The organism is uncultured Methylobacterium sp. (assembly GCF_964251405.1).
Lineage (GTDB): Bacteria > Pseudomonadota > Alphaproteobacteria > Rhizobiales > Beijerinckiaceae > Methylobacterium.
In genome coordinates this window covers 22,031-46,284 of sequence record NZ_CAXUJR010000002.1, presented here as the reverse complement: position 1 = coordinate 46,284, position 24,254 = coordinate 22,031, and the positions used below count along the sequence as shown (strand labels likewise).

The following is a 24,254-nucleotide window of genomic DNA, read 5'->3' as shown; positions in this document are numbered from 1 at the left end:
ACCAACGGGCACACCGCCGGATGCCGGAAGGTGGCGTATGAGTCCTCGATCATCGTATCGAGGGCCGCGTCGGCGATCTCCCCGTCGATCAGCGGGCGCAGGACATGCTTGGCCGCATCGGCGTAGCGGATGCCGGCGAAACCCGCGATGGTGTCCCGGGACAGAAGCGGCCAGGATTCCGGCACGTAGAGGCCGCCATCACGGGCGAGGCCGGCGAGCAGGGCATCGGAAAAGCTGAGGGGCGCCGCGGCGCCGCGGGTCGAGACGTGTAGCAAGGGGGCCTCCGGGAAGGCGCTCCCTCTACACGATGTGGTTCGGCGTGTCGAAAATTAGCGATCCGGACGAATCTCGACGTGGCCGTCAGGCGTTGCTGCCCGGCGCCTTCACGAGCTGACACCCATTGATCCGCCAGGCCCCGTCGGGCTGTCTCTCGACAGTATAGAGGGCCATCCAATCGATGCCCTCCTCGTCCTGCAAGGAAACGCCGAGCGCCATGCCGTTGTCGCCCGCATCCTCGATCCTGTCGACGCTGAAGCGGCGGGCGCGGTAGACCGGGCTGTACCCCTTCTTCACCATGGCGATGAAGGTATCGGGGGAGGGGAACATGGTCTGGATGGACGGCGCCGCCTGGGCATAGGCAGTCGCCGCGTCGTCCTTGCGGAAGGCTTCGATCTGGCGCTCGACCGCGGCCCTGGCCTGCGATCGGGCGGCCTCGTCCGCGGCGAGGGCCGGACCAGCCAGCAAACCGAGGGCAAACAGGGCGAGGACGGCGCGCATGAGAGACACTCCGCAGCAAGGGCGGCTACGACCGGAGGGTAGCGCAGCCGCCTGGTTTTGCCAGAGCAAGATACCTGCCATGCCTCAGGAAGCCGCTCCGTCCTTAAACCGACGCCAAGCGAAGGCGCCGAACACGCCGACCAGGCAGCCGGCGATCGCGAACCACGTGAAGGCGTATTGCAGATGGTTGTTGGGCAGGTCGACCCGCAGCTGTCCACCCTTCGGCCAGCCTCCCGGATTGGGCGTGGCATCGGCTTCCACGAGGAAGGGAGGAACGTCACCCAAGTGCCTGGAGGCGGCGATTCCGGCGACGTCACGGTTGTACCACTCACCGCGGGCGGGATCGGGCGCCGGCACGAACATCGTGCGCGGTTCGGGCCCCCTCAGGATGCCGGTGACGGTGACCTCGCTCGCGACCTGACCTTCTGCGCGACGGGTCGGGTCCTTCAGCTCGGTTGGCACGAAGCCGCGATTGACCAGTACCGTCCCGCCATCGCTGCGTGCCAGCGGCGTCATCACGTAGAAGCCCTGAAGGGCGCGGCCGGGAACCGAGCCGGCCGCGAGACCGTGGACGAGCGTCTCCTTCTCGTGAAGGAAGCGACCGCCGACGCGCACGCGCCGGAACTCATCGGCCGCAGGGTTCCAGTCCTCGACGCGAGGAAGCGCAGCCGGAGGCTCGACGCGCGAGCGCGCGATGATCTGCCCGATCAGCGCTTCCTTCTCGGATTTGCGCTGAAGCTGCCAGAACCCGAGCCCGACAAGAATCGCGAGCACGATCCCGGCCGCGATTCCGGGGACCAGCAGCCGCCGCCATGCGCTTTCCGAAGCCGCCAGGGCAGTCACCGAAAGCGCCCCTGCTCGGCCTTGTTCACGAATTGCAGGGCCGCGAGCACGCCCTTCAGGGGGCGCACCAGGAGGAGGCTGAGCCCGATCGAGAGTCCGCCCCCGACCAAGGCGTGAACCCACATCGACGGCTCGTAGGTGATCTCGAGCCAGAGGGCGATGCCCACCACCACGACCCCGACGATGGACATGACGAAGAAGGCCGGGCCGTCTCCGGAATTGAAGGCGGAGTAATCAAGGCCGCAGGCCTCGCAGGAGGGCTTGAAGGTCAGGAAGCCATCGAACATGTGGCCCTGGCCGCAGCGCGGGCAGCGGCCGCGCAGGCCCGCGGCAATGGGCTCGGGCGTCGTGCGGTTCTCGTCCAAAACAGATCCTCCGTCGCCCCCCGATGGGGCCGTTGCCCGCCATATGGGGCTCGCGATCCCAAGACGCGAAAAGGGCGGCTCGCGCCGCCCTCTTCATCGATCGTCAGCCACGTTCGTCAGGTCGCGCCGGAGCGCTCAATGGGCCGAAGCGCCGGCTCCCCAGACGTAGATCGAAGCGAACAGGAAGAGCCAGACCACGTCCACGAAGTGCCAATACCAGGCGGCGAACTCGAAGCCGAGATGCTGCTTCGTCGTCATCTGGCCGAGATAGACCCGGTACAGGCAGATCGCGAGGAAGATCGTCCCGATAATGACGTGCGCGCCATGGAAGCCCGTCGCCATGAAGAAGGTCGACGAATAGATGCTGCCCGCAAAGCCGAAATGCGCGTGGCTGTACTCGTAGACCTGGCAGGCGGTGAACAGCACGCCGAGGATGATCGTCAGCCACAGGCCGTATTTCAGGCCCTTGCGGTCGCCGTGCAGCAGGGCGTGGTGGGCCCAGGTGATCGTGGTGCCGGAGGTGAGCAGGATCAGCGTGTTGAGGAGCGGCAGGTGCCAGGGATCGAACGACTCGATGCCCTTGGGCGGCCATGTCCCGCCCGTGAAGGCGACGCGCGAGGCCTGGATCGGATCATTGGTGTAGAGCGCCGCTTCGAAATAGGCCCAGAACCAGGCGGCGAAGAACATCACCTCGGAGGCGATGAACATGATCATGCCGTAGCGGTGATGGAGCTGGACGACGCGGGTGTGGTCACCCGTATTCGCCTCATGTGTGACGTCGCGCCACCACGACAGCATCGTGTAGAGCACGCCGAGGGCGCCGGCGCCGAAGATGTAGGGACCGACGGCGAGCGTTCCGATGGTGAGGCCTTTCATCCAGAAGACCGCGCCGAACGCCATCATGAAGGCCGAGAAGGCACCGATGAGCGGCCACGGGCTCGGATTCAGGATGTGGTAATCGTGATTCTTGGCGTGCGCCTCGGCCATCGAAACTAACTCCTCGCCCCCGACCCTGAGCCGTCACGGCCTCGGGCTGTCATCGTCTGAGGGAACGGGCGACGCCCGATCCGCTTGCCCGAACCCATAATGCGACCGGCGCGACCTTGTCACGCCGGTCCGTTCAGAAATTCGACTTCGTCCCCGTGCCGCCCGATGTCGCAAGCGCAGCCGTGGGCTGACCGTTCTTCGAGGCGAAGTACGTGTAGGACAATGTCATTTCGGTGAGCGCCGCCGTGTTCGAGTCGTTCCGCACGGCCGGGTCCACATAGAACACCACGGGGAAGTCCATCGTCTCGCCGGGCTGCAACGTCTGCTCGTTGAAGCAGAAGCACTGCACCTTGAAGAAGAACCCGCCCATGAGCGCGGGCTGGACGTTGAAGGTCGCGATCCCGGTCGAGGGCGTCGTGCCGGTGTTCGTCACGCGGAAGAACACCGTCTTGGTCTCGCCGAGCTTGGCGTTGACCTCGCGCGTCTCGGCCCGGAACCGCCACGGCAGCGAGGCCGCAACGTTGGTGTCGAAACGGATCAGCATGCTGTCGTCGCTAGTTGCGGAGGCCGATGCGACGCCCCGGCGCGGCGTGCCATCGAACCCCGTCGCCTTGCAGAACAGGTCGTAGAGCGGTGCCGCCGCGAAGGCGAGGCCGCCCATGGCGAGGACGAGTGCGACGCAGGCCAAAGCGGTGCGAGCCGCTCGACGGTTCGCCGCGACCGTGCCGTTATCGTTGGAGGTTGTCTTCGGTGTTTCCGGCATGCGGTTCACCCTCAGATCGGACGATTGAGGACCTGCGGCCCGAGCTTGGCGATCGTCAGGACGTAGAAGATCAGGACAAGGGCGCCGAGCACGAACGCGATGGCGATCGAGCGCTTGCGGCGGCGTTCCGCCTGGGCGGCATCGAGCGACCGGGGCGTGATCTCCTTGCGATCGATATCCCCCTTCACGCGATCACCCCGCGAAAGAGGCCGAGGCCCTGCTCGGCGAGGAGGGCCGAGAACAACAGGAAGAGGTAGAGGATCGAGAATCCGAACATGCCGAGTGCCGCCCGCTTCTCGGCCTCGCCCTCGCGGTTGCGCATGACGTGGAGGCTGAAGGCGATCATGCCGAGGCCACCGACGAGCCCGGTGATGCCGTAGAGGAGGCCGCCGAAACCGAGGGCCACCGGAGCGAGGCCGACCGGGAAGAGCAGCAGCGAGTAGCCGAGGATCTGGCGGCGGGTCGAAGCCGGCCCGGCGACGTTGGGCATCATCGGGATGCCGGCCTTGGCGTATTCGCCGGCCTTGATCAGGGCGAGCGCCCAGAAGTGGGGCGGCGTCCAGATGAAGATAATGAGGAACAGGACGATGGACTCGATCCCCACCGTCCCCGAGACCGCCGCCTGACCGATGATCGGGGGAAGCGCGCCGGCGGCCCCGCCGATGACGATGTTCTGCGGCGTCGCGCGCTTCAGCCACATCGAATAGATCACCGCGTAGAACACGATGGTGAAGGCGAGGAGGCCGGCGGCGAGCCAGTTGGCGGCGAGGCCGAGGATCATCACCGAACCCGCCGAGAGCACGAGGCCGAAGGCCAGCGCCTCGCCGGGCTGGATCCGGCCGTCGGGGATCGGGCGCTTGGCGGTGCGGGTCATGACCGCGTCGATGTCGGCGTCCCACCACATGTTGAGGCAGCCCGACGCTCCGGCTCCCACCGCGATCATCAGGAGGGAGATCGTCGCGACGACCGGCTGGATGTGGACGTTGGACACGACCATCCCGACGAGCGCCGTGAAGATGACGAGCACCATCACGCGCGGCTTGAGCAGGGCGAAGAAGTCGGAGACGTCGCCCTGGCCGGAGACCGTGGCGAAGGTCCGCGGCTCGGCGTCAGCGGGGAAGCTGTTCGTCAGGGTCGTCATGGGCACCGTGGTTCGCGTGTTCGATGATCGGGCGTCCGTCGCGCCGTCCGGCGTCGCCCTTTTCCGGATCCCACTCCAGGAGGGATCCGGGAAAGAGCGAGGACCGCCGTAGCGGTCCTCGCGACAATCTCGGGTCTGGGTCGCAGAGCCCCTTAGTGGGCGGGCTCTTCGACGATCTTGGGCAGCGTCTCGAACTGGTGGAAGGGCGGGGGCGAGGACAGCGTCCATTCCAGCGTCGTGGCGCCGGGACCCCAGGGATTGTCCGCCGCGCGCCTGCTCGACCGGAAGGCGAGGACCACGCCTATGACGAAGACCACCATGCCGAGCGCGAAGATGTGCCCGCCATAGGTCGAGACCTTGTGCCAGCCGGCGAAGGCCTCCGGGTAATCCGCATAGCGGCGCGGCATGCCGGCGAGGCCGAGGAAGTGCATCGGGAAGAACAGGACATTCGCGCCGATGAAGGCGAGCCAGAAGTGCAGCTTGCCGGCCCATTCGGGGATGATGTGCCCGGTCATCTTCGGGAACCAGTAATAGACGCCGGCGAAGATGATGAACACGGCACCGAGAGAGAGCACGTAGTGGAAGTGCGCCACGACGTAATAGGTGTCGTGGAGGTACTTATCGACCGCCGCGTTCGCCAGCACGACGCCGGTGACACCGCCGACCGTGAACAGGAAGATGAAGCCCACCGCCCAGTGCATCGCGGCGGTGAAGCGGATCGAACCGCCCCACATCGTGGCGATCCAGGAGAAGATCTTCACGCCGGTCGGCACCGCGATCACCATCGTGGCGAAGACGAAATAGGACTGCGTCTGGAGCGACAGGCCGACCGTGTACATGTGGTGCGCCCACACGACGAAGCCGACGACGCCGATGGCGACCATGGCGTAAGCCATGGCGAGGTAGCCGAACACGGGCTTCCTCGAGAAGGTCGAGATGATGTGCGAGACGATGCCGAAGGCCGGCAGAATCATGATGTAGACTTCGGGGTGGCCGAAGAACCAGAACAGGTGCTGGTACAGGATCGGATCGCCACCGCCGGCCGGGTCGAAGAAGGTCGTGCCGAAGTTGCGGTCGGTGAGGAGCATCGTGATTGCGCCGGCCAGGACCGGGAGCGACAGCAGCAGCAGGAAGGCGGTGACCAGCATCGACCAGGCGAAGAGCGGCATCTTGTGCAGCGTCATGCCGGGTGCGCGCATGTTCAGGATGGTGGTGATGAAGTTGATGGCGCCGAGGATCGAGCCGGCACCGGAGAGGTGCAGCGCGAAGATCGCGAAGTCGACGGCCGGGCCGGGGTGGCCGCTCGTGGAGAGCGGCGGGTAGACCGTCCAGCCGGTACCGGCGCCGACGGCTCCGGGCGCGCCCTCGACGAACAGCGAGCACACGAGGCTGAAGAAGCCGGCCACGGTCAGCCAGAACGAGATGTTGTTCATGCGAGGGAACGCCATGTCGGGCGCGCCGATCATGAGGGGCACGAACCAGTTGCCGAAGCCGCCGATGAGGGCGGGCATCACCATGAAGAACACCATGATGAGGCCGTGGCCGGTGACGAAGACGTTGTAGGTCTGCGGGTTCGCGAAATACTGGAGGCCGGGCGCCTCCATCTCCATGCGGATCCCGAAGGAGAGGAACGCGCCGATCATGCCCGCGCAGAAGGCGAACAGCAGGTAGAGCGTGCCGATGTCCTTGTGGTTCGTCGAGAGGAACCAGCGGGAGAAGAACGACGGGGTGTGGGATGCGTGGGCGTCGTGGTGCCCGGTATGTGCTGCGGCGGTAGCCATGCGATGCAGACCTTGGTTCAGATGCCTGGTGATCTCGTGGGGTTCAGCAGTGCTTGGCCCGGTTCAGCGCCGGGAATCGGCGAACTTGGCGCCGTCGTCGATCCTGGCGAACTTCGTCTTTCCTTCGACGAGCCACTGCGCGTACGCCGCGTCGCTGACGACCCGCACCGTGATCGGCATGTAGGCGTGACGCGTTCCGCAAAGCTCCGAGCACTGGCCGTGATAGACGCCCTCGCGGTCGGCGTTGAACCAGAACTGATTGAGGCGTCCGGGGATCGCGTCGATCTTGAAGCCGAAGGCCGGCATCGCCCAGGAATGCATCACGTCGGCGGCGGTGACCTGGAGCTTCACGATCTTGTTGACCGGGACCACCATCTCGTTGTCGACGTTGAGGAGCTTCGGGGCCTTCTCCTCGTCGAGGTTGGCGTCGAAGGTGAAGCCACCGCCATTCTCGACGGCCGGATACTCGTATGACCAGTACCAGGCGTGACCCGTGACTTTCACGAGCACGTCCGCCTTGGGGTCGGAGAGCTGGGTGCGCAGGAGCCGGAACGACGGGATCGCGACGGCCACCAGGATGAGCACCGGGACGATCGTCCAGGCGACCTCGATCATGGTGTTGTGGGTGGTCTTCGAGGGCTTCGGGTTGGCCTTCTCGTTGAAACGGTAGATGCAATAGACAAGCAGTCCGAGCACGAACACCGAGATGCCGAAGGACAGCCAATGCAGTCCGACTTCGAATGCGTGAATGTCCCGGCCGTTCTCGGTGACCTGGATCTGGCGATCCATCTGCCAGGGCTCGGGCTGACCGAGGCCGGCGGCCAGCGCCGAAGCGGATGAGGCGAGGAACGCGCCGAGGGCGGCGAACAGTCCCGATGACCGGTATTGCGTCTGCGTCGTGCGCATCTGCCTCTCGTGGCTCCGCTCGAAAATCATGGTCGATGCCGCTCGCTTTACCGTTTGGCGCGCGCGGCGCAATCCAAATGGTGCGGTTGCCGTGTGGACCGTCTCGTAAGACGGGCTTCGGTCGATGGCTGGTGTCAGACCACAAGGTCGTTTGCCGCGCAACCGCAACAGCGTCGCACGGGAGCCCTGCGGGCTCGCTCGGGACACCTGCCTGCTCCCTCCGTCATCTCACGTTTCGCCTGGCCGACGCGACCGCATGGAACCTTGGATGGTCCGCCCTGCCGCTTGCGTCATCGTCCGGCGGCTGTTTCTTAAGGCGGTGACGTCGACCGGATCACCGTCCGCGGTCGACGACGAGGCGCGGCGACGCTGACCCATGCAGGATCGACCTTGATCGAACGTCTAGAATTCATCCTGGCCCTTGCGCGGGAGCGTCATTTCGGCCGGGCCGCGCAGTTCTGCAACGTCTCGCAGCAGACCTTGTCGGCGGGCGTCAAGCAACTCGAGGAGCGGCTCGGCGTCATGCTGGTTCAGCGGGGCTCGCGCTTTCAGGGCTTCACGCCGGAGGGCGAGAGGGTTCTCGAATGGGCGCGACGCATCGTCGGCGACGCCCGCGCGATGCGCCAGGAGGTGGCGAGCCTGCGCCGCGGCCTCTCGGGCATGCTGCGTCTGGCCGCCATCCCCACCGCGACGCCGGTGGTCGCGTTGCTGACGACACCGTTCCGGACACGCCACCCCGACGTCTGCTTCTCCGTGCAATCCACCACCTCGAGCGATATCGGACGCCTGATCGCCGATCTCGAGATCGATGCCGGGATCACCTATCTGGAGAACGAGCCGCTGGGCCGGGTGACGACCGTTCCGCTCTACCGCGAGCGCTACAAGCTGCTCACGGCCGTCGACGGTGTGCACGGGGCAAAGGATTCGGTGACGTGGGATGAGGTCGCGCGCCTGCCCCTCTGCCTGCTGACGCCGGACATGCAAAACCGCCGCATCATCGATCGCCATCTCAGCCCCGATGGCCGCCAATCGACGCCATTGCTCGAGTCGAACTCCATGATCGTTCTGCTCAGCCACGTCCGGACGGCGAAATGGGCGAGCGTGATGCCGGCCGTGCTCGCAGACAGCTTTCGCCTCGGGGACCGGGTGCGCGCGGTGCCGATCGGCGAGCCGGATATCAGCCACGTGGTCGGCCTCGTCATCCCGGAGAGGGAGCCGATGACGCCCCTCTGCGCATCGCTGCTCGCAGAAACCCGGGCAGCGGCACCGGGCATCGCCGACACCGTTGCGTCGCTCTGAAATTTTGCAGTGCAACATGAAAGTTTGACAAAAAAGGCTTGTCGCCCAACGGAAGCACGCGATTGATTCAAGGTTGGCGATATTCCACCTTCGAACGGCGACAAGCTGGATGTGAGTTGGAACAATCGTGCCACACGAGCCTTGGAGCACCCCGCGCGCGGCCGGGATCATCTCCGAACATACCCATCTCGAAGGCGCGACCCTGCCGATCCTGCACGCGCTGCAGGAAGCCTTCGGCTATGTCGACGAGCAGGCCGTCCCGCTGATCGCAGACGCGTTGAACCTGTCGCGCGCCGAGGTGCACGGCTGCATCACGTTCTATCACGATTTCCGCCGCGCTCCGGCGGGTCGGCACCAGGTCAAGCTGTGCCGGGCCGAGGCCTGTCAGGCAATGGGATCGGATGCCCTCCATGCCAACATCCTGGCGGGTCTGGGAATCGACTGGCACGGCACCACCTCCGACGGCCGGATCACGGTCGAACCGGTCTACTGCCTGGGGCTCTGCGCCAACGGGCCCGGCGCCCTTGTCGACGACCTGCCCGTGGCGCGCCTGACGGCCGATGGTCTCGAAGCAGCCCTGAACGAGGTGGCGTCGTGAGCATCACGATCTACGTTCCCCGGGACGCCGTCGCCCTCGGTCTCGGCGCCAACCGCGTCGCCAAAGCCATCGCCGTCGGCACCGAACGTCGCGGGCTCGATGTCGAGATCGTCCGCACCGGATCGCGCGGCCTGCTCTGGTTGGAGCCGATGGTCGAGGTCGGCACGCCCGAGGGCCGCATCGCCTACGGTCCGGTCACGCCCGCAGACGTCGAGACGTTGCTCGATGCGGGTCTTGCCGAAGGCGGAGCGCATGCGCTCCGGCTTGGTAAGCCGGATGACATCCCCTATCTCGCCCGCCAGCACCGCCTGACCTTCCAGCGTTGCGGCGTGGTGGATCCAGTCTCGGTGCTCGATTACCGCGAGCATGGCGGCTATCGCGGCCTGGAGGCGGCGCTGAAGCTCGACGCCGAAGGCATCGTCGCGGCGGTGCGCGAATCCGGCCTGCGCGGCCGCGGCGGCGCCGGCTTCCCGGCGGGCATCAAGTGGAACACGGTGATGCTCGCGCGTGCCGAGCAGAAATACGTGGTCTGCAACGCCGACGAGGGCGATTCCGGCACCTTCGCCGACCGCATGATGATGGAGGGCGACCCCTTCAACCTCATCGAGGGCATGACCATCGCGGCCGTCGCGACGGGCGCGACGCGGGGCTACATCTACCTGCGCTCCGAGTATCCGCAGGCCTTCGCGACCTTGAAGGAAGCGATCGCGGCCGCCGAGAAGGCCGGCTTCCTCGGCGCGAACGTGATGGGCTCCGGCAAGGCCTTCCATCTCGAAGTGCGCCTGGGTGCCGGCGCCTATATCTGCGGCGAAGAGACCTCGCTTCTGGAAAGCCTGGAGGGCAAGCGCGGCATCGTGCGGGCGAAGCCTCCGATCCCGGCACTCAAAGGCTTCCTCGGCCAGCCGACGCTGGTCAACAACGTCATGACCTTCACGGCCGTGCCCTACATCCTGGAGCACGGGCCCAAGGCCTATGCCGATTACGGCATGGGCCGCTCGCTCGGCACTCTGGCCATCCAACTCGCCGGCAACATCAAGCATGGCGGCCTCATCGAGTACGCCTTCGGCATCACGCTTCGCGAGATCATCGAGGATTTCGGGGGCGGCACGCAGAGCGGCCGGCCGGTGCGGGCGGTGCAGGTGGGCGGTCCGCTCGGCGCCTACTTCCCGGACCATCTGCTCGATACGCCGCTGGATTACGAGGCAATGGCGGCCAACAAGGGCCTCGTTGGCCATGGCGGCATCGTGGTGTTCGACGACACCGTGGACATGGCCCGCCAAGCCCGCTTCGCCTTCGAGTTCTGCGCGGTGGAATCCTGCGGCAAGTGCACCCCCTGCCGCATCGGTGCGACGCGCGGCGTCGAGACCATGGACAAGGTGATCAGTGGCATCCGCCCTGCCGAGAACCTGGCCGTCATTGCCGACCTCTGCGACGTGATGACCGATGGGTCGCTCTGCGCCATGGGCGGGCTCACACCGATGCCCGTGATGAGCGCGATCACCCATTTCCCTGAGGATTTCGAGCGGCGCGGACCCCTGTCCGTCGCCGCCGAGTGAGAAGGCTCACCACCATGGCCCTCATCAAAGAGATCGATTACGGCACCCCGATCCGGGTGTCCGAACAGACGGTGACGCTCACCATCGACGGGATGAGCGTTACCGTCCCGGCGGGGACCTCGGTGATGGCGGCGGCGATGCATGCCGGCACGCAGATTCCCAAACTCTGTGCCACGGATTCGCTGGAAGCCTTCGGCTCCTGCCGCCTCTGCCTCGTCGAGATCGAGGGACGCCGCGGCACCCCGGCCTCCTGCACGACGCCTGCCGAGAACGGCATGGTGGTCACCACCCAGACGGACAAGCTCGCCAAGCTCCGCAAGGGTGTGATGGAGCTCTACATCTCCGATCATCCGCTCGACTGCCTGACCTGCGCCGCCAACGGTGATTGCGAGCTGCAGGACATGGCAGGCAGCGTGGGCCTGCGCGACGTGCGCTACGGCTACGACGGCGCCAACCACGTCAAGCCGACCTCCGACCAGTACCTGGCCAAGGACACCTCGAACCCGTACTTTACGTACGATCCCTCGAAGTGCATCGTCTGCAACCGCTGCGTCCGTGCCTGCGAGGAGACGCAAGGGACCTTCGCGCTGACGATTTCCGGCCGCGGCTTCGACAGCCGCGTGGCGGCGGGTCCCACCGACTTCTTCAACTCCGAATGCGTGTCCTGCGGCGCCTGCGTCCAGGCCTGCCCGACGGCGACGCTGCAGGAGAAGTCGATCATCGAGCACGGCCAGCCCGACCATTCCGAGATCACCACCTGCGCCTATTGCGGTGTGGGCTGCTCGTTCAAGGCCGAGATGCAGGGCACCCGCATCGTCCGAATGGTCCCCTACAAGGGCGGCAAGGCCAACGAGGGCCATTCCTGCGTCAAGGGCCGCTTCGCCTACGGATACGCCACTCACAAGGACCGCATCACCAAGCCGATGATCCGCGACAAGATCACGGACCCCTGGCAGGAAGTGAGCTGGGAGGTGGCCATCGACCGCGCCGCCTCCGAGTTCAAGCGCATCCAGGCAAAATACGGCAAGGACTCGGTCGGCGGCATCACGTCGTCGCGCTGCACCAACGAGGAGGCCTACCTCGTCCAGAAGCTCGTGCGTGCCGCCTTCGGCAACAACAACGTCGATACCTGCGCCCGCGTCTGCCACTCGCCCACCGGCTACGGCCTGATGTCGACGCTCGGCACCTCCGCTGGCACCCAGGACTTCGCCTCGGTGGCGCATTCCGACGTCATCCTCGTCATCGGCGCCAACCCGACCGATGGCCACCCGGTCTTCGCCTCGCGGATGAAGAAGCGCCTGCGTGAGGGTGCCAAGCTCATCGTCGCCGACCCGCGCAAGATCGACCTCGTGAAGTCGCCCCATATCGCCGCGGACTTCCACCTGCCGCTCAAGCCCGGCTCGAACGTCGCCTTCATCAACGCGATGGCCCACGTCATCGTCACGGAAGGCCTGGTGGACGAAGCCTACGTCCGCGAGCGCTGCGACCTCGGCGACTTCGAGTCCTGGGCGCGCTTCGTCGCCGACGAGCGCCACTCTCCCGAGGCCCAGGCGGCGATGATCGGCGTCGATCCGGCCGAGCTGCGCGGCGCCGCCCGCCTCTACGCCAAGGGCGGGGCCGGCGGCATCTATTACGGTCTCGGCGTCACCGAGCACAGCCAGGGCTCGACCATGGTGATGGGCATGGCCAACCTCGCCATGGCCACCGGCAACATCGGCATGCTCGGCGCCGGCGTGAACCCGCTGCGCGGCCAGAACAACGTCCAGGGCTCCTGCGACATGGGCTCGTTCCCGCACGAGCTGCCCGGCTACCGCCACGTCTCGGACGACGCCACCCGCGAGACCTTCGAGTCGCTCTGGGGCGTACCGCTCGACAAGCACCCCGGCCTTCGCATCACCAACATGCTCGACGAGGCGGTCGATGGCGCCTTCAAGGGGATGTACATCCAGGGCGAGGACATCGCCCAGTCCGACCCCGACACGCATCACGTGACGGCGGGCCTGATGGCGATGGAATGCATCGTCATCCAGGACATCTTCCTGAACGAGACCGCGAAATACGCCCACGTCTTCCTGCCGGGCGCCTCGTTCCTCGAAAAGGATGGGACCTTCACCAATGCCGAACGCCGCATCTCCCGCGTGCGCAAGGTGATGCCGCCGCTCGCCGGCTACGGCGACTGGGAGGGCACGATGCTGCTCTCCAACGCCCTCGGCTACCCGATGAACTATTCGCATCCCTCCGAGATCATGGACGAGATCGCCGCGCTCACCCCGAGCTTCAAGGGCGTGAGCTTCGCCAAGCTCGACGAGCTCGGCTCGATCCAGTGGCCGTGCAACGACGACGCGCCGATGGGCACGCCGATGATGCATGTCGACCGCTTCGTGCGGGGCTTGGGCAAGTTCATGATCACCGAATACGTGGCGACCGAGGAGCGCACCGGTCCGCGCTTCCCGCTCATCCTCACGACGGGGCGCATCCTCTCGCAGTACAATGTCGGCGCGCAGACGCGGCGCACCGAGAATTCGCGCTGGCACGAGGAGGACGTGCTGGAGATCCATCCGTTCGATGCCGAGGTCCGCGGCATCGTCGAGGGCGACCTCGTGGCACTTGAGAGCCGTTCCGGCGACATCGCCCTGAAGGCACGCGTGTCCGAACGGATGCAGCCCGGCGTGGTCTACACCACGTTCCACCATGCCAAGACCGGCGCCAACGTCATCACCACCGACTATTCGGATTGGGCTACCAATTGCCCTGAGTACAAGGTAACCGCCGTGCAGGTCCGGCGCACCAACCGTCCGTCGGATTGGCAGGCGAGGTTCTTCGAGGAAGACTTCTCGCTCACCCGCATCGCGACGCAGTTGAATGCCGCCGAATAAGCCTGACACGGATGCGACGGGCGTGGCGGCCGAGACGGTCCGCCGCGTTCCCACCCTCGTGGTGGCCTATGACGATCCCCAGGCACGTCCTGGCGACCGGTCCCTCGCGGTCGAGATGCCTGTGAACCTCGTCTATGGCAGCGTCCCCTACGCCGTCATGATGACGACGCCGGCCGATCTCGAGGATTTCGCCTACGGATTCAGCCTCACCGAAGGCATCATCGAATCCGCCGACGAGATCCGCGGCGTTTCGGTCGAGGACGGCGACGGGGGGCTCCGGGTCCTAGTCGACCTCGTGCCGGGCCGTTTGCGCGAGCACCTCGCCCGCAAGCGCGCCATCAGCGGCCGGACCGGCTGCGGCGTGTGCGGGATCGACGACCTCTCGGCACTCCCGAAGGCGGCCCCGCGCACGGGCGTCGATCGGTCGGTGACGATCGGGGCCGTGCAGCGGGCGCTCGCGGCGCTGGGTGACGCTCAGATCCTCAATCGGGAAACCCGCGCCGTCCACGCGGCCGCATGGGCCGACCATGCCGGGTCCCTGGTCGCCGTCCGAGAGGATGTCGGACGGCACAACGGGCTCGACAAGCTGATCGGTGCGCTGATCCGCCGGGGCACCGACCCGGCCGACGGCTTCGTCGTGATCACGAGCCGCTGCTCGTTCGAGATGGTGGAGAAGGCGGCGTCGTTCGGTGCCGCCGTCCTGGTGGCGATCTCGGCTCCGACCTCGCTGGCCATCGACCGTGCCGCCCTGCACGGCATGACTCTCTGCGCGATTGCCCGCTCCGACACGCTGACGGTCTTCGGCGGCCGCGAGCGTCTGATCCTTGATCCTGCCCCCTGACATCCGGGCATCTCGCCCCACCCCCGGAGTGCAAGCCATGAGCGCCCTCAGCACCGACCAGAAGCTCGTTCGCATGGCGAACCAGATCGCCGGCTTCTTCCGCTCCTATCCCGACGACGAGGCGGTGGCGGGCATCCACAAGCACATCATCGCATTCTGGACGCCGAAGATGCGTCATGCACTGCAAGCCTTCGGTCCAAAGCCGGAGAGCGGGCTCGATCCGCTCGCGCTGCAGGCAATCCTCGGGGGGGCGATGGGCGAGAGCCCGGTCCGTGCGGCGACCAACGATCCGCACCTCATCGGTGCCGGAGCCAGTGACGCGGGCTGACCTGTCGGGTCTGCGTCCCTCGCCAAAGCCTAGCGGCTTTCCAATCCATCGGTCTTCCGACGGCGCTGCCGAAGGCGCCCTCCGCTAAGCGTCGAGCGCCGCCGTGACGTAGTCGGCGCTCGTTCGGAGCTGATGTCTGCTCCGACGGGGTGGTCGTCCTACTCCGTACCGGGCGACCCCTTGTCGCCAGAACCCGGCACGACGGTCGCGCCATCGATAACGCGGACCGGGCGCTTGTTCTCTGCGGGCGGATCCTTCCAGGCTTGTACCGGCGGTTTGGCTTCGCTGGTCTTGGCTTCGGCGGCCGATGCCGTCCCCTCAGCGGGTGGGGGCTGCACGGCGGCTGGTGTCGGGGCGGCCTTCGGCGCCTCAATCGTCGCCACGGGCTGCTCCGGCTTCGCAGCGGGCGGCTCGGCTTCCGCCGGCCTGAGGGCTGGAGCAGGCGGCACCGTCCGCGCCGCTTCGGGTCCGCGCTCCCGCGCTTTGGAAGCAGCGGGCTTCGCCTGAGGCGGAAGGCGCACGATCTTGCGAGGAGCCTCCGGGTTGCGTCTGCCTGCGTCGGGATTGAGTCCCAGTGCGTTCGGGTCGCCGGGATCGGTGCGGCCGCTCGTTCCCGACCGATCCGGCGCGAATCGATCAGGCATCGCGCGATCCAGCATGGCGCGGTCCGCCTCCGTCCCACGCAGCGGCGAACGCGGCGCGAAATCACGGGCCGAGGGAATGTTGCCCGGCGGGATCGGACGTTCGTCCTCCCCGCGCCGTGCGGCCACGTCCCCTTCGGTCCAGCCGTAGACGTTTCCGGGGCGGCCGATCCGTGCCGGAGGCAGCAGCGGTGCGTCGAGCCGGACACGTCCGAGAACGGCGCCATCGCGCGCATCGACGAAGAGGCGAACCCGGCCACCCCTCGGGCTCTCAGCCTCAACCACATAAGCCCTGCCGTCGAAGCGCGGCCGGCTGATCTCGGTGAAGCCGCGATCGTTCAGGCGCCATACGATGGAGCGCGGCGAGATCACCTCGACGAACGGATCGAAATACTGCGCCTGTGCCGGCGCGATGGCGGCCAGCGACAGGGCTGCGACGCCGAGAAGGAGGGTGATGGAAGAGCGCACAGGCGCCCTGCGGCTCGTCTGCATGTGGCCTCGTTGGAAACGTTGCGGCATGTAATCCGGAGGCCCGCTGTTGTCGCGGGTCCTCCGGTCGGTCGATGCAGGGTCCGGCCCCGCATTCCCGCCATCTGTGCTTGGCGCGATCTCGTAGAACGTGCGAATGGGGCAGCATTGCGGGACGATCCTGGCGAGATCGCGCCACCACGGTTCCATCATGGCTCCATCGATTGCCCGCGATGGCATTCTGACAGTGCGAAAGTGCCCGCCTGCGGCGATGTCACCCCGGCCGTGGTGCCCTCCGAGTTCGGAAAAGCGTGGTCCAGGTGTCGCCTGGGTCTTGCTGGAGTGATTAAAAGCTGTAATGTCGACGTGTTAGGACAGCATGACTGTCCCATTTCCGGCGATGCTCTCGGGGCGTCGCTTGCGGGCCTCGCAAGATGCGTGTTCGAACGATCGAACGAGAATCGAAACCGGTTGCCGTAACGGCGATCAGGGCGAACGCGGCTTGAGCGAGAGCCGGTGTCGAGCCCGTGGGTAGCGGGTGCTTCCTCACCGAAGTCCATTTCGTGACCCCGGCCCGGCACTGACCAACCTCGGCATCAGGTGATGCCGGGGCACGAAACATGCTCGCATGCGGGCAGGTCGTATTCAGACGGGGATGGCGAGCGTGACCGCATCTGCAGAGTTCGGAACCCTCCAGGCGTCCTTTCCGGCCACTCGCGATGGCGGGACGCCGATCGACGTGCGCGACCACGCTCTGCCGCAGGCCCAGGGGCTGTACGACCCGGCGCGGGAGAAGGATGCCTGCGGCGTCGGCTTCGTCGCCGACATGCATGACCGCCGCACCCACGCCATCGTCCAGCAGGGTCTGTTGATCCTCAAGAACCTCGACCATCGCGGCGCCGTCGGCGCCGACCCGAAGATGGGCGACGGCTGCGGCATCCTCACTCAGATCCCGCATCGCTTCCTCACAGAGGAGTGCGCGACGCTCGGCTTTACGCTGCCGGAGCCGGGCCATTACGGCGTCGGCATGTTCTTCCTGCCCAAGGACCCCGAGGGCCGTCGCGTCATCGAGGATATCGTCGGACAGGTCCTCGCCGACGAAGGCCTGCCGCTGCTCGGCTGGCGCGACGTGCCGGTGGATGCCGAGGACCTCGGTATCCGCGTGAAGGAGACCGAGCCGCATCACCGCCAGGTCTTTATCGGGCGCCCGGCCTCGATCACGGACGAGGACGCCTTCGAACGCCGCCTGTTCACGGCCCGCAAGGTCATCTCCGGCAAGGTCTACGGCCTCAACGATCCGCGCGTGAAGGCCTATTACCCCGTCTCGCTGTCGACCCGGACCATCGTCTACAAGGGCATGGTGCTGGTGACGCAGCTCGGCCAGTATTACCGCGACCTCCAGGACGAGCGCTTCGTCTCGGGCCTCGCCCTGGTCCACCAGCGCTTCGCCACCAACACCTTCCCGACCTGGCAGCTCTCGCACCCCTACCGGATGGTCGCCCATAACGGCGAGATCAACACCCTGCGCGGCAACGTCAACTGGATGGCGGCGCGCCAGGCCAGCGTCGATTCGGAGCTGTTCGGCAACGACATCTCGAAGCTCTGGCCGATCTCCTACGAGGGCCAGTCCGACACCGCCTGCTTCGACAACGCCCTCGAATTCCTCGTCCAGGGCGGCTACTCGCTGGCGCATGCGATGATGATGCTGATCCCGGAGGCCTGGGCCGGCAATCCGCTGATGAGCGAGGAGCGCAAGGCGTTCTACGAGTACCACGCCGCCCTGATGGAGCCGTGGGACGGTCCGGCCGCGGTCTGCTTCACCGACGGACGCCAGATCGGCGCCACGCTCGACCGCAACGGCTTGCGCCCCGCCCGCTATCTCGTCACCGAGGACGGCCTCGTGGTACTCGCCTCCGAGATGGGCGTCCTGCCGATCCCCGACGAGACCATCGTCGAGTCCTGGCGCCTGCAGCCGGGCCGGATGCTGCTCATCGACCTGCAGAAGGGTTGCATCACCTCGGACGAGGAGATCAAGAGCGAGCTCGCCGCCGCCCACCCCTACGCGCAATGGGTCAAGAACACCCAGATCGTGCTCGAAGACCTCAAGCCCGTGATTCCGCGCGCGTCGCGGTCCGACGTCTCGTTGCTCGATCGCCAGCAGGCCTTCGGCTACAGCCAGGAAGACCTGAAGCTCCTGATGGCACCCATGGCGGTGACCGGCCAGGAGGCGGTCGGCTCGATGGGTACGGATACGCCGCTTTCGGCACTCTCGGACAAGCCGAAGTCGCTCTACACCTACTTCAAGCAGAACTTCGCGCAGGTGACGAACCCGCCCATCGACCCGATCCGCGAGGAGGCCGTGATGAGCCTCGTCTCGTTCATCGGGCCGCGCCCGAACCTGCTCGACATGGAGGGGGCCTCCCGCAAGAAGCGTCTGGAAGTGCGCCAGCCGATCCTCACCAACGGCGACCTCGAGAAGATCCGCTCGATCAGCCATTTCGAGGACCGCTTCGACACCAAGACCCTCGACATCACCTTCCCGGCGGAAGCCGGGGCGGCGGCCATGGAAGGCGCCCTCGACCGGCTCTGCGACCGGGCCGAGGTGGCCGTGCGCGGCGGCTACAACATCATCATCCTGTCGGACCGTGGAATCGGGCCGGACCGCATCGCGATCCCGTCCCTGCTGGCGACGGCGGCGGTCCACAACTACCTGATCCGCAAGGGGCTCCGGACCTCGGTCGGCCTCGTGGTCGAGTCGGGCGAGCCGCGCGAGGTGCATCACTTCGCGTGCCTGGCCGGCTACGGCGCCGAGGCGATCAACCCCTACCTCGCCTTCGAGACGCTGATCGCGATGAAGGGCGAGTTCCCGCCCGACCTCACCGACGACGAGATCGTCTACCGCTACATCAAGTCGATCGATAAGGGCCTGCTCAAGGTCATGTCCAAGATGGGCATCTCGACCTATCAATCGTATTGCGGCGCGCAGATCTTCGACGCGGTCGGCCTGAACTCGGCCTTCGTCGCCCGCGACTTCTTCGGTACCGCGACGACCATCGAAGGCATCGGCATGGCCGAGGTCGCCGAGGAGACGACGCGGCGCCATTCGGACGCCTTCGGCGACGCGCCGGTCTACCGGACCTCTCTCGATGTCGGCGGCGAGTACGCTTATCGCCTGCGTGGCGAGAGCCATACCTGGACGCCCGACACCGTGGCGACGCTGCAGCATGCGGTGCGCCTCGGCCTGCCCGAGCGCTATCGCGAGTACGCGCGGCTCGTGAACGAGCAGGAAAACCACCTCAAGACCATCCGCGGGCTTTTCCGAATCCGGCAGGCGGCCGAGCTCGGTCGCGAGCCCGTCGCCATCGAGGCCGTCGAGCCGGCGGCCGACATCGTCAAGCGCTTCGCCACCGGCGCGATGTCCTACGGCTCGATCTCGAAGGAGGCGCACGAGACGCTGGCCATCGCGGTCAACTCCTTCGGCGGCCGCTCGAACTCGGGCGAGGGCGGCGAGGAGGTCGAGCGCTTCAAGCCGATGGCCGACGGGCGCTCGCGCCGCTCGGCGATCAAGCAGGTGGCGTCGGGCCGCTTCGGCGTCACCACCGAGTACCTCGTCAACGCCGACATGATGCAGATCAAGGTCGCGCAGGGCGCCAAGCCCGGCGAGGGCGGGCAGCTACCCGGACACAAGGTCGACGCGAAGATCGCCAAGGTCCGCTACGCCACGCCCGGAGTCGGCCTGATCTCGCCGCCGCCCCACCACGACATCTACTCGATCGAGGATCTGGCCCAGCTCATCTTCGATCTGAAGAACGTCAACCCGGCCGCCGACGTCTCGGTGAAGCTCGTCTCCGAGGTCGGCGTCGGTACGGTCGCCACCGGCGTCGCCAAGGCGCGCGCCGACCATATCACGATCTCAGGCTTCGACGGCGGCACGGGTGCCGCCCCGCTGACCTCGATCAAGCATGCCGGCGGACCCTGGGAGACGGGGCTCGCCGAGACCCAGCAGACGTTGGTGCTCAGCCACCTGCGCGGCCGCGTCGTTCTCCAGGCCGACGGCGGCATCCGCACCGGGCGCGACGTATTGGTCGCCGCCCTGCTCGGCGCCGACCAATTCGGATTCTCCACCGCGCCGCTGATCGCGGCCGGCTGCATCATGATGCGCAAGTGCCACCTCAACACCTGTCCGGTCGGAGTGGCGACGCAGGACCCGGTGCTGCGCAAGCGCTTCAAGGGCACACCCGAGCACGTGGTGAACTACTTCTTCTACGTGGCCGAGGAGCTGCGCGAGCTGATGGCCGCCATGGGCGTCACCAAGCTCGAAGACCTCATCGGCCGGGCCGACTACCTCGACACGCTCGACGTCATCAATCACTGGAAGGCCAAGGGGCTCGATTTCTCGAAGCTGTTCCACCGGCCTGACGTCGGTCCCGACGTGGCCATCCGCCATGTCGAGAAGCAGAAGCACCCGATCGACGACGTCCTCGACCGCCGGCTGATCGAGCGGGCGAAGTCCGCGCTCGAATCCGGTGAGCCCGTGGTCATCGACGACGTGATCAGGAACTCGGACCGCACCGCGGGCGCCATGCTGTCTGGCGCAGTGGCCAAGCTCCACGGCCATGAGGGCCTGCCCGACGACACCATCGTGGTGAACCTCTCCGGTACCGCCGGTCAGAGCTTCGGTGCCTGGCTCGCCGCCGGCGTCACGGTGAAGCTGACGGGCCACGCCAACGACTACGTCGGCAAGGGCCTGTCGGGCGGCAAGCTCATCATCCGCCCGTCCGATGCGCTGAAAGCCCCGCCGAACCACACGATCATGGCCGGCAACACGGTGCTGTACGGCGCGATCGCGGGCGAGTGCTACATCCGCGGTTCGGCGGGCGAGCGCTTCGCCGTGCGCAATTCCGGCGCCATCGCGGTGGTCGAGGGCATGGGCGACCATGGCTGCGAGTACATGACCGGCGGCGTCGTCGTCTCGATCGGCGAGACGGGGCGCAACTTCGCCGCGGGCATGTCGGGCGGGATCTCCTACGTGCTCGACGCGGACGGCTCGTTCTCGGCGCGCTGCAACCTCTCCATGGTCGATCTCGAACCGGTGGAGGAGGAGGACGACCTGATGCGGCGCTTCCACCAGGACGGCGACCTCGAGACCAAGGGCCGCGTCGATATCCTCGCCGACATGTCAGGCCACGATGAGGAGCGCCTGAGCCAGCTCATCACCAACCACTTGAAATACACTGGCAGTCCCAAGGCCAAGGCGATCCTGGACGACTGGGCCGGCTACCGCACCAAGTTCGTCAAGGTGATGCCGGTGGAGTACCGCCGGGCGTTGCGCGAGATGGAAATGGCGCGGATGCCCGTCGCTGCGGAGTAAGGACGCGGACTGTTAGACGTCCTTGATGCGCCTCACGTTCGATGCGCGAAAGCGTGACTGGACGCTGAAGGTCCGGGGATTCGATTTTGCGCGCGGTCTCGATGCCTTTGCAGGCGCCTTGGCCACTTTCGGCGACGAGAGGAACGACTATGGTGAGCTCGGCAGGTCACTGTCGGCTACCTCGACGGACGCATGGTCATCGTTGTCTGGACAGAGCAGGTCGGCATGAGGCGGATCATCAGCATGAGGAAAGCCAGTGAGCGAGAGCAAGCGCGCTACCGCCCGAGACGCTGATCGGCCGATGCACCCCGACGACATCGGTTATGATCCGGATGACGCACCGGAACTCGACGATGAATGGTTCGAGAAGGCCGATCACTACATCGCCGAGAAACTGGTCGAGCGCGGTTACCGTCCTGGCGAAGCCGAGCGCCTAGTCCTGCCGACTGAGCTCGTCGATCGCTTTCGATCAAGCGGTCCCGACTGGCAGATCAGGATCGAATCAGCGCTGAAGGAATGGATGGCGGAGCATCCCGAGCGGATGTGACGAAGACGGATGAGGGAAAGGTGAGAGGATTGAGAATCTACGGCGATCTCGTCTCCGGCAACTGCCTCAAGGTGAAGATCGTCGCCGATGTCCTCGGTCTCTCCTATGAATGGGTTGCGGTCGATATCCTGGAGGGCGAGAGCCGGACGCCGGACTATCTGTCCCGCTTTCCGGCGGGGCAGGTGCCCGGAGTGGTTCTCGATGACGGGCGCTGCCTCGCGCAATCGAACGCCATCTTGCGGTATCTCGCCAGGGACAGCGTCCTGATCCCGCAGGACGCGTTTCTTCAGGCCAAGATGGACGAGTGGCTGTTCTGGGAGCAGTACAGCCACGAACCGGCCATCGCGGTCTGCCGCTTCGACATGCGGTATCTCGGAAAGCCGCGGGAGGCGCGCGATCCGTCGCGGGTGGCGCGCGGCGAAGCGGCGCTCGACCTGATGGAGCGGCATCTTGCCGGCACGACGTGGATGGTGGGAGACGGCGCCACCATCGCCGACATCGCGCTTTTCGCGTACACGCATTGGGCCGACGAGGGCGGCTTCGCCCTTGGACCGAGACCGGCGATCCGGGCTTGGCTCACCCGTTGCACCAGCGCTTTCGGCGGTCGTGTGACGTCGCGGCAGGGTTGAGACGGTCGCGAGCCGAAGCGGCCACACCATGGACAACGTGCGGAGGCGGGCCGGACCCCTTCCGCGCGACGGAACAGACAGACTCGCGAAAGACAGTCACGATGGGCAAGGTCACAGGGTTTCTCGAATTCGACCGGCAGGAGCAGAAGTATCAGCTCGCCGCCGACCGCGTGCGTCATTTCCGCGAGTTCACGCTGCCGCTCGACGAGCATGACCTGAAGAAGCAGGCGGCGCGCTGCATGGATTGCGGCATCCCGTTCTGCCACGGCGACACCGGCTGCCCGGTCCACAACCAGATCCCGGACTGGAACGAGCTCGTCTACCAGTCCGACTGGGAGGAGGCGCATCGCAACCTTCACTCCACCAACAATTTCCCGGAATTCACTGGCCGCATCTGCCCGGCGCCCTGCGAGGAGGCCTGCACCCTCAACCTCGAGAACCAGCCGGTGGCGATCAAGACCATCGAGCAGGCCATCGCGGACCGGGCCTGGAACATGGGCTGGGTCAAGCCCGAGCCGTCCGAAATCCGTACCGGAAAGACCGTCGCGGTGATCGGATCGGGGCCGGCCGGCCTCGCCGCCGCCCAGCAGCTCGCTCGGGTCGGGCACGACGTCCACGTCTTCGAGCGCGAGCCCAAGGCCGGCGGCCTGCTCCGCTACGGCATCCCCGACTTCAAGATGGAGAAGCGGCACATCGACCGGCGCGTGGCGCAGATGGAGGCCGAAGGGGTCCGCTTCCATTACGGTGTCAATGTCGGCGTCACGAAGCCGCTCGACGAGCTCACTGCCGAGTTCGACGCGGTGCTCTTCGCCGGCGGCGCCGAGGACCCGCGCAACCCGCAGCTTCCCGGGCAGGATCTGCACGGCGTCCACTATGCGATGCCGTTCCTCGTCCAGTCCAACCGCCGCGTGAACGCCGAGCCGATGCCCGGCAACGGCGAGCTGCCGATCCTGGCCGCCGGCAAGAATGTCGTCGTCATCGGTGGCGGCGACACCGCCTCGGATTGCGTCGGGACCTCGTTCCGCCAGGGCGCCCTTTCGGTGACGCAGCTCGACATCCGACCGCGACCCCCTGAGCGCGAGGACAAGCTCAGCGTCTGGCCGTACTGGCCGACCAAGATGCGGACCTCGTCGAGCCAGGCCGAGGGCGCCGAGCGCGAATTCCAGGCGGCGACGCTGAGGCTGGAGGGCAAGAAGGGCAAGCTCACCGGCGTGGTCTGCACGCGTGTCGACGAGAAGCGCCAGCCGGTACCGGGCGGCGAGTTCGTGCTGCCGGCAGACCTTGTCTTCCTGGCGATCGGGTTCGCAGGCTCGGTCCGCAAGGGCCTGCTCGAAGTATCGGGCGTGGCCATGGACAAGCGCGGCAACGTCACGGCGAACGAGCTCGACTACCGGACCTCGCACGAGAAGATCTACGCGGCGGGCGACATGCGTCGTGGGCAGTCGCTCGTGGTCTGGGCGATCCGCGAAGGTCGTCAAGCCGCCCGATCGATCGATGAGGCGCTAATGGGCGCGAGCATGCTTCCGCGCTGAATCGT

At 66.5% G+C, this 24,254-nt stretch carries 21 protein-coding genes and 1 pseudogene; 11 read left to right on the top strand and 11 right to left on the bottom strand.

Annotated features, from left to right (window positions below):
* The 10 genes and pseudogenes from ACFE7U_RS01135 to coxB all read right to left on the bottom strand — a co-directional run.
* Positions 1-275, bottom strand: a pseudogene (locus ACFE7U_RS01135) (threonine synthase); the annotation flags it as partial.
* An 85-nt stretch (positions 276-360) separates the two neighbouring features.
* Complete coding sequence (locus ACFE7U_RS01130) at positions 361-777, bottom strand: DUF4864 domain-containing protein (RefSeq protein ID WP_375407881.1); 417 nt, start codon at positions 775-777, stop codon at positions 361-363.
* An 84-nt stretch (positions 778-861) separates the two neighbouring features.
* A complete protein-coding gene (locus tag ACFE7U_RS01125; protein ID WP_375407880.1) occupies positions 862-1,620 on the bottom strand; it encodes an SURF1 family protein in 759 nt (252 codons plus the stop codon).
* On the bottom strand, positions 1,617-1,985 hold the full coding sequence (locus tag ACFE7U_RS01120) for a DUF983 domain-containing protein (protein WP_375407879.1): 369 nt from the start codon (positions 1,983-1,985) through the stop codon (positions 1,617-1,619). The genes ACFE7U_RS01125 and ACFE7U_RS01120 overlap by 4 nt, the downstream gene beginning before the upstream one ends.
* A 135-nt stretch (positions 1,986-2,120) precedes the next feature.
* Positions 2,121-2,972, bottom strand: a complete 852-nt coding sequence (locus ACFE7U_RS01115; RefSeq protein ID WP_375407878.1) for a cytochrome c oxidase subunit 3 — start codon at positions 2,970-2,972, stop codon at positions 2,121-2,123.
* A 133-nt stretch (positions 2,973-3,105) separates the two neighbouring features.
* Positions 3,106-3,735, bottom strand: a complete 630-nt coding sequence (locus ACFE7U_RS01110) for a cytochrome c oxidase assembly protein (RefSeq protein WP_375407877.1) — start codon at positions 3,733-3,735, stop codon at positions 3,106-3,108.
* 11 nt (positions 3,736-3,746) lie between these two features.
* Complete coding sequence (locus ACFE7U_RS01105; protein ID WP_375407914.1) at positions 3,747-3,923, bottom strand: hypothetical protein; 177 nt, start codon at positions 3,921-3,923, stop codon at positions 3,747-3,749.
* The gene (locus ACFE7U_RS01100; protein ID WP_375407876.1) at positions 3,920-4,876 is read right to left on the bottom strand and encodes a heme o synthase; all 957 of its coding nucleotides are present in this window, start codon (positions 4,874-4,876) and stop codon (positions 3,920-3,922) included. The genes ACFE7U_RS01105 and ACFE7U_RS01100 overlap by 4 nt, the downstream gene beginning before the upstream one ends.
* 152 nt (positions 4,877-5,028) lie before the next feature.
* On the bottom strand, positions 5,029-6,657 hold the full coding sequence (gene ctaD / locus ACFE7U_RS01095) for a cytochrome c oxidase subunit I (protein ID WP_375407875.1): 1,629 nt from the start codon (positions 6,655-6,657) through the stop codon (positions 5,029-5,031).
* 63 nt (positions 6,658-6,720) lie between these two features.
* On the bottom strand, positions 6,721-7,563 hold the full coding sequence (gene coxB, locus ACFE7U_RS01090; protein WP_375407874.1) for a cytochrome c oxidase subunit II: 843 nt from the start codon (positions 7,561-7,563) through the stop codon (positions 6,721-6,723).
* Positions 7,564-7,953: 390 nt separating this feature from the next.
* On the opposite strand from coxB, the gene ACFE7U_RS01085 reads away from it, so the two are divergent.
* From ACFE7U_RS01085 to ACFE7U_RS01060, 6 genes are all read left to right on the top strand, one after another.
* On the top strand, positions 7,954-8,862 hold the full coding sequence (locus ACFE7U_RS01085; protein ID WP_375407873.1) for a LysR family transcriptional regulator: 909 nt from the start codon (positions 7,954-7,956) through the stop codon (positions 8,860-8,862).
* Positions 8,863-8,986: 124 nt separating this feature from the next.
* Complete coding sequence (locus ACFE7U_RS01080; RefSeq protein ID WP_375407908.1) at positions 8,987-9,460, top strand: formate dehydrogenase subunit gamma; 474 nt, start codon at positions 8,987-8,989, stop codon at positions 9,458-9,460.
* Positions 9,457-11,016 (top strand): formate dehydrogenase beta subunit, encoded by a 1,560-nt coding sequence (locus tag ACFE7U_RS01075; protein WP_375407872.1) that lies wholly within the window; start codon positions 9,457-9,459, stop codon positions 11,014-11,016. The genes ACFE7U_RS01080 and ACFE7U_RS01075 overlap by 4 nt, the downstream gene beginning before the upstream one ends.
* 14 nt (positions 11,017-11,030) lie before the next feature.
* The gene (fdhF, locus tag ACFE7U_RS01070; protein ID WP_375407871.1) at positions 11,031-13,892 is read left to right on the top strand and encodes a formate dehydrogenase subunit alpha; all 2,862 of its coding nucleotides are present in this window, start codon (positions 11,031-11,033) and stop codon (positions 13,890-13,892) included.
* Positions 13,879-14,733 carry a formate dehydrogenase accessory sulfurtransferase FdhD gene (gene fdhD, locus ACFE7U_RS01065; RefSeq protein WP_375407870.1) on the top strand — a complete coding sequence of 285 codons (855 nt, stop codon included), beginning with the start codon at positions 13,879-13,881 and terminating at the stop codon, positions 14,731-14,733. Before fdhF ends, fdhD begins: the two co-directional genes overlap by 14 nt.
* 37 nt (positions 14,734-14,770) lie before the next feature.
* On the top strand, positions 14,771-15,061 hold the full coding sequence (locus ACFE7U_RS01060; RefSeq protein WP_375407869.1) for a formate dehydrogenase subunit delta: 291 nt from the start codon (positions 14,771-14,773) through the stop codon (positions 15,059-15,061).
* Positions 15,062-15,219: 158 nt separating this feature from the next.
* Here ACFE7U_RS01060 and ACFE7U_RS01055 read toward each other — a convergent pair whose 3' ends face one another.
* A complete protein-coding gene (locus ACFE7U_RS01055) occupies positions 15,220-16,194 on the bottom strand; it encodes a hypothetical protein (RefSeq protein ID WP_375407868.1) in 975 nt (324 codons plus the stop codon).
* Positions 16,195-16,825: 631 nt separating this feature from the next.
* Between ACFE7U_RS01055 and gltB the strand changes: the two genes are divergently transcribed.
* The 5 genes from gltB (at position 16,826) to ACFE7U_RS01030 (ending at position 24,249) form a co-directional block, all read left to right on the top strand.
* Complete coding sequence (gene gltB, locus ACFE7U_RS01050; RefSeq protein WP_375407867.1) at positions 16,826-21,541, top strand: glutamate synthase large subunit; 4,716 nt, start codon at positions 16,826-16,828, stop codon at positions 21,539-21,541.
* A gap of 192 nt (positions 21,542-21,733) precedes the next feature.
* A complete protein-coding gene (locus ACFE7U_RS01045) occupies positions 21,734-21,835 on the top strand; it encodes a hypothetical protein (RefSeq protein ID WP_375407866.1) in 102 nt (33 codons plus the stop codon).
* Positions 21,798-22,088: a BrnA antitoxin family protein gene (locus ACFE7U_RS01040; protein WP_375407865.1), complete on the top strand. Its 291-nt coding sequence runs from the start codon at positions 21,798-21,800 to the stop codon at positions 22,086-22,088. Before ACFE7U_RS01045 ends, ACFE7U_RS01040 begins: the two co-directional genes overlap by 38 nt.
* Positions 22,089-22,117: 29 nt before the next feature.
* Positions 22,118-22,717 carry a glutathione S-transferase family protein gene (locus ACFE7U_RS01035; RefSeq protein WP_375407907.1) on the top strand — a complete coding sequence of 200 codons (600 nt, stop codon included), beginning with the start codon at positions 22,118-22,120 and terminating at the stop codon, positions 22,715-22,717.
* A 101-nt stretch (positions 22,718-22,818) separates the two neighbouring features.
* Positions 22,819-24,249, top strand: a complete 1,431-nt coding sequence (locus tag ACFE7U_RS01030; protein ID WP_375407864.1) for a glutamate synthase subunit beta — start codon at positions 22,819-22,821, stop codon at positions 24,247-24,249.
* The last annotated feature ends 5 nt before the right edge of the window (positions 24,250-24,254 follow it).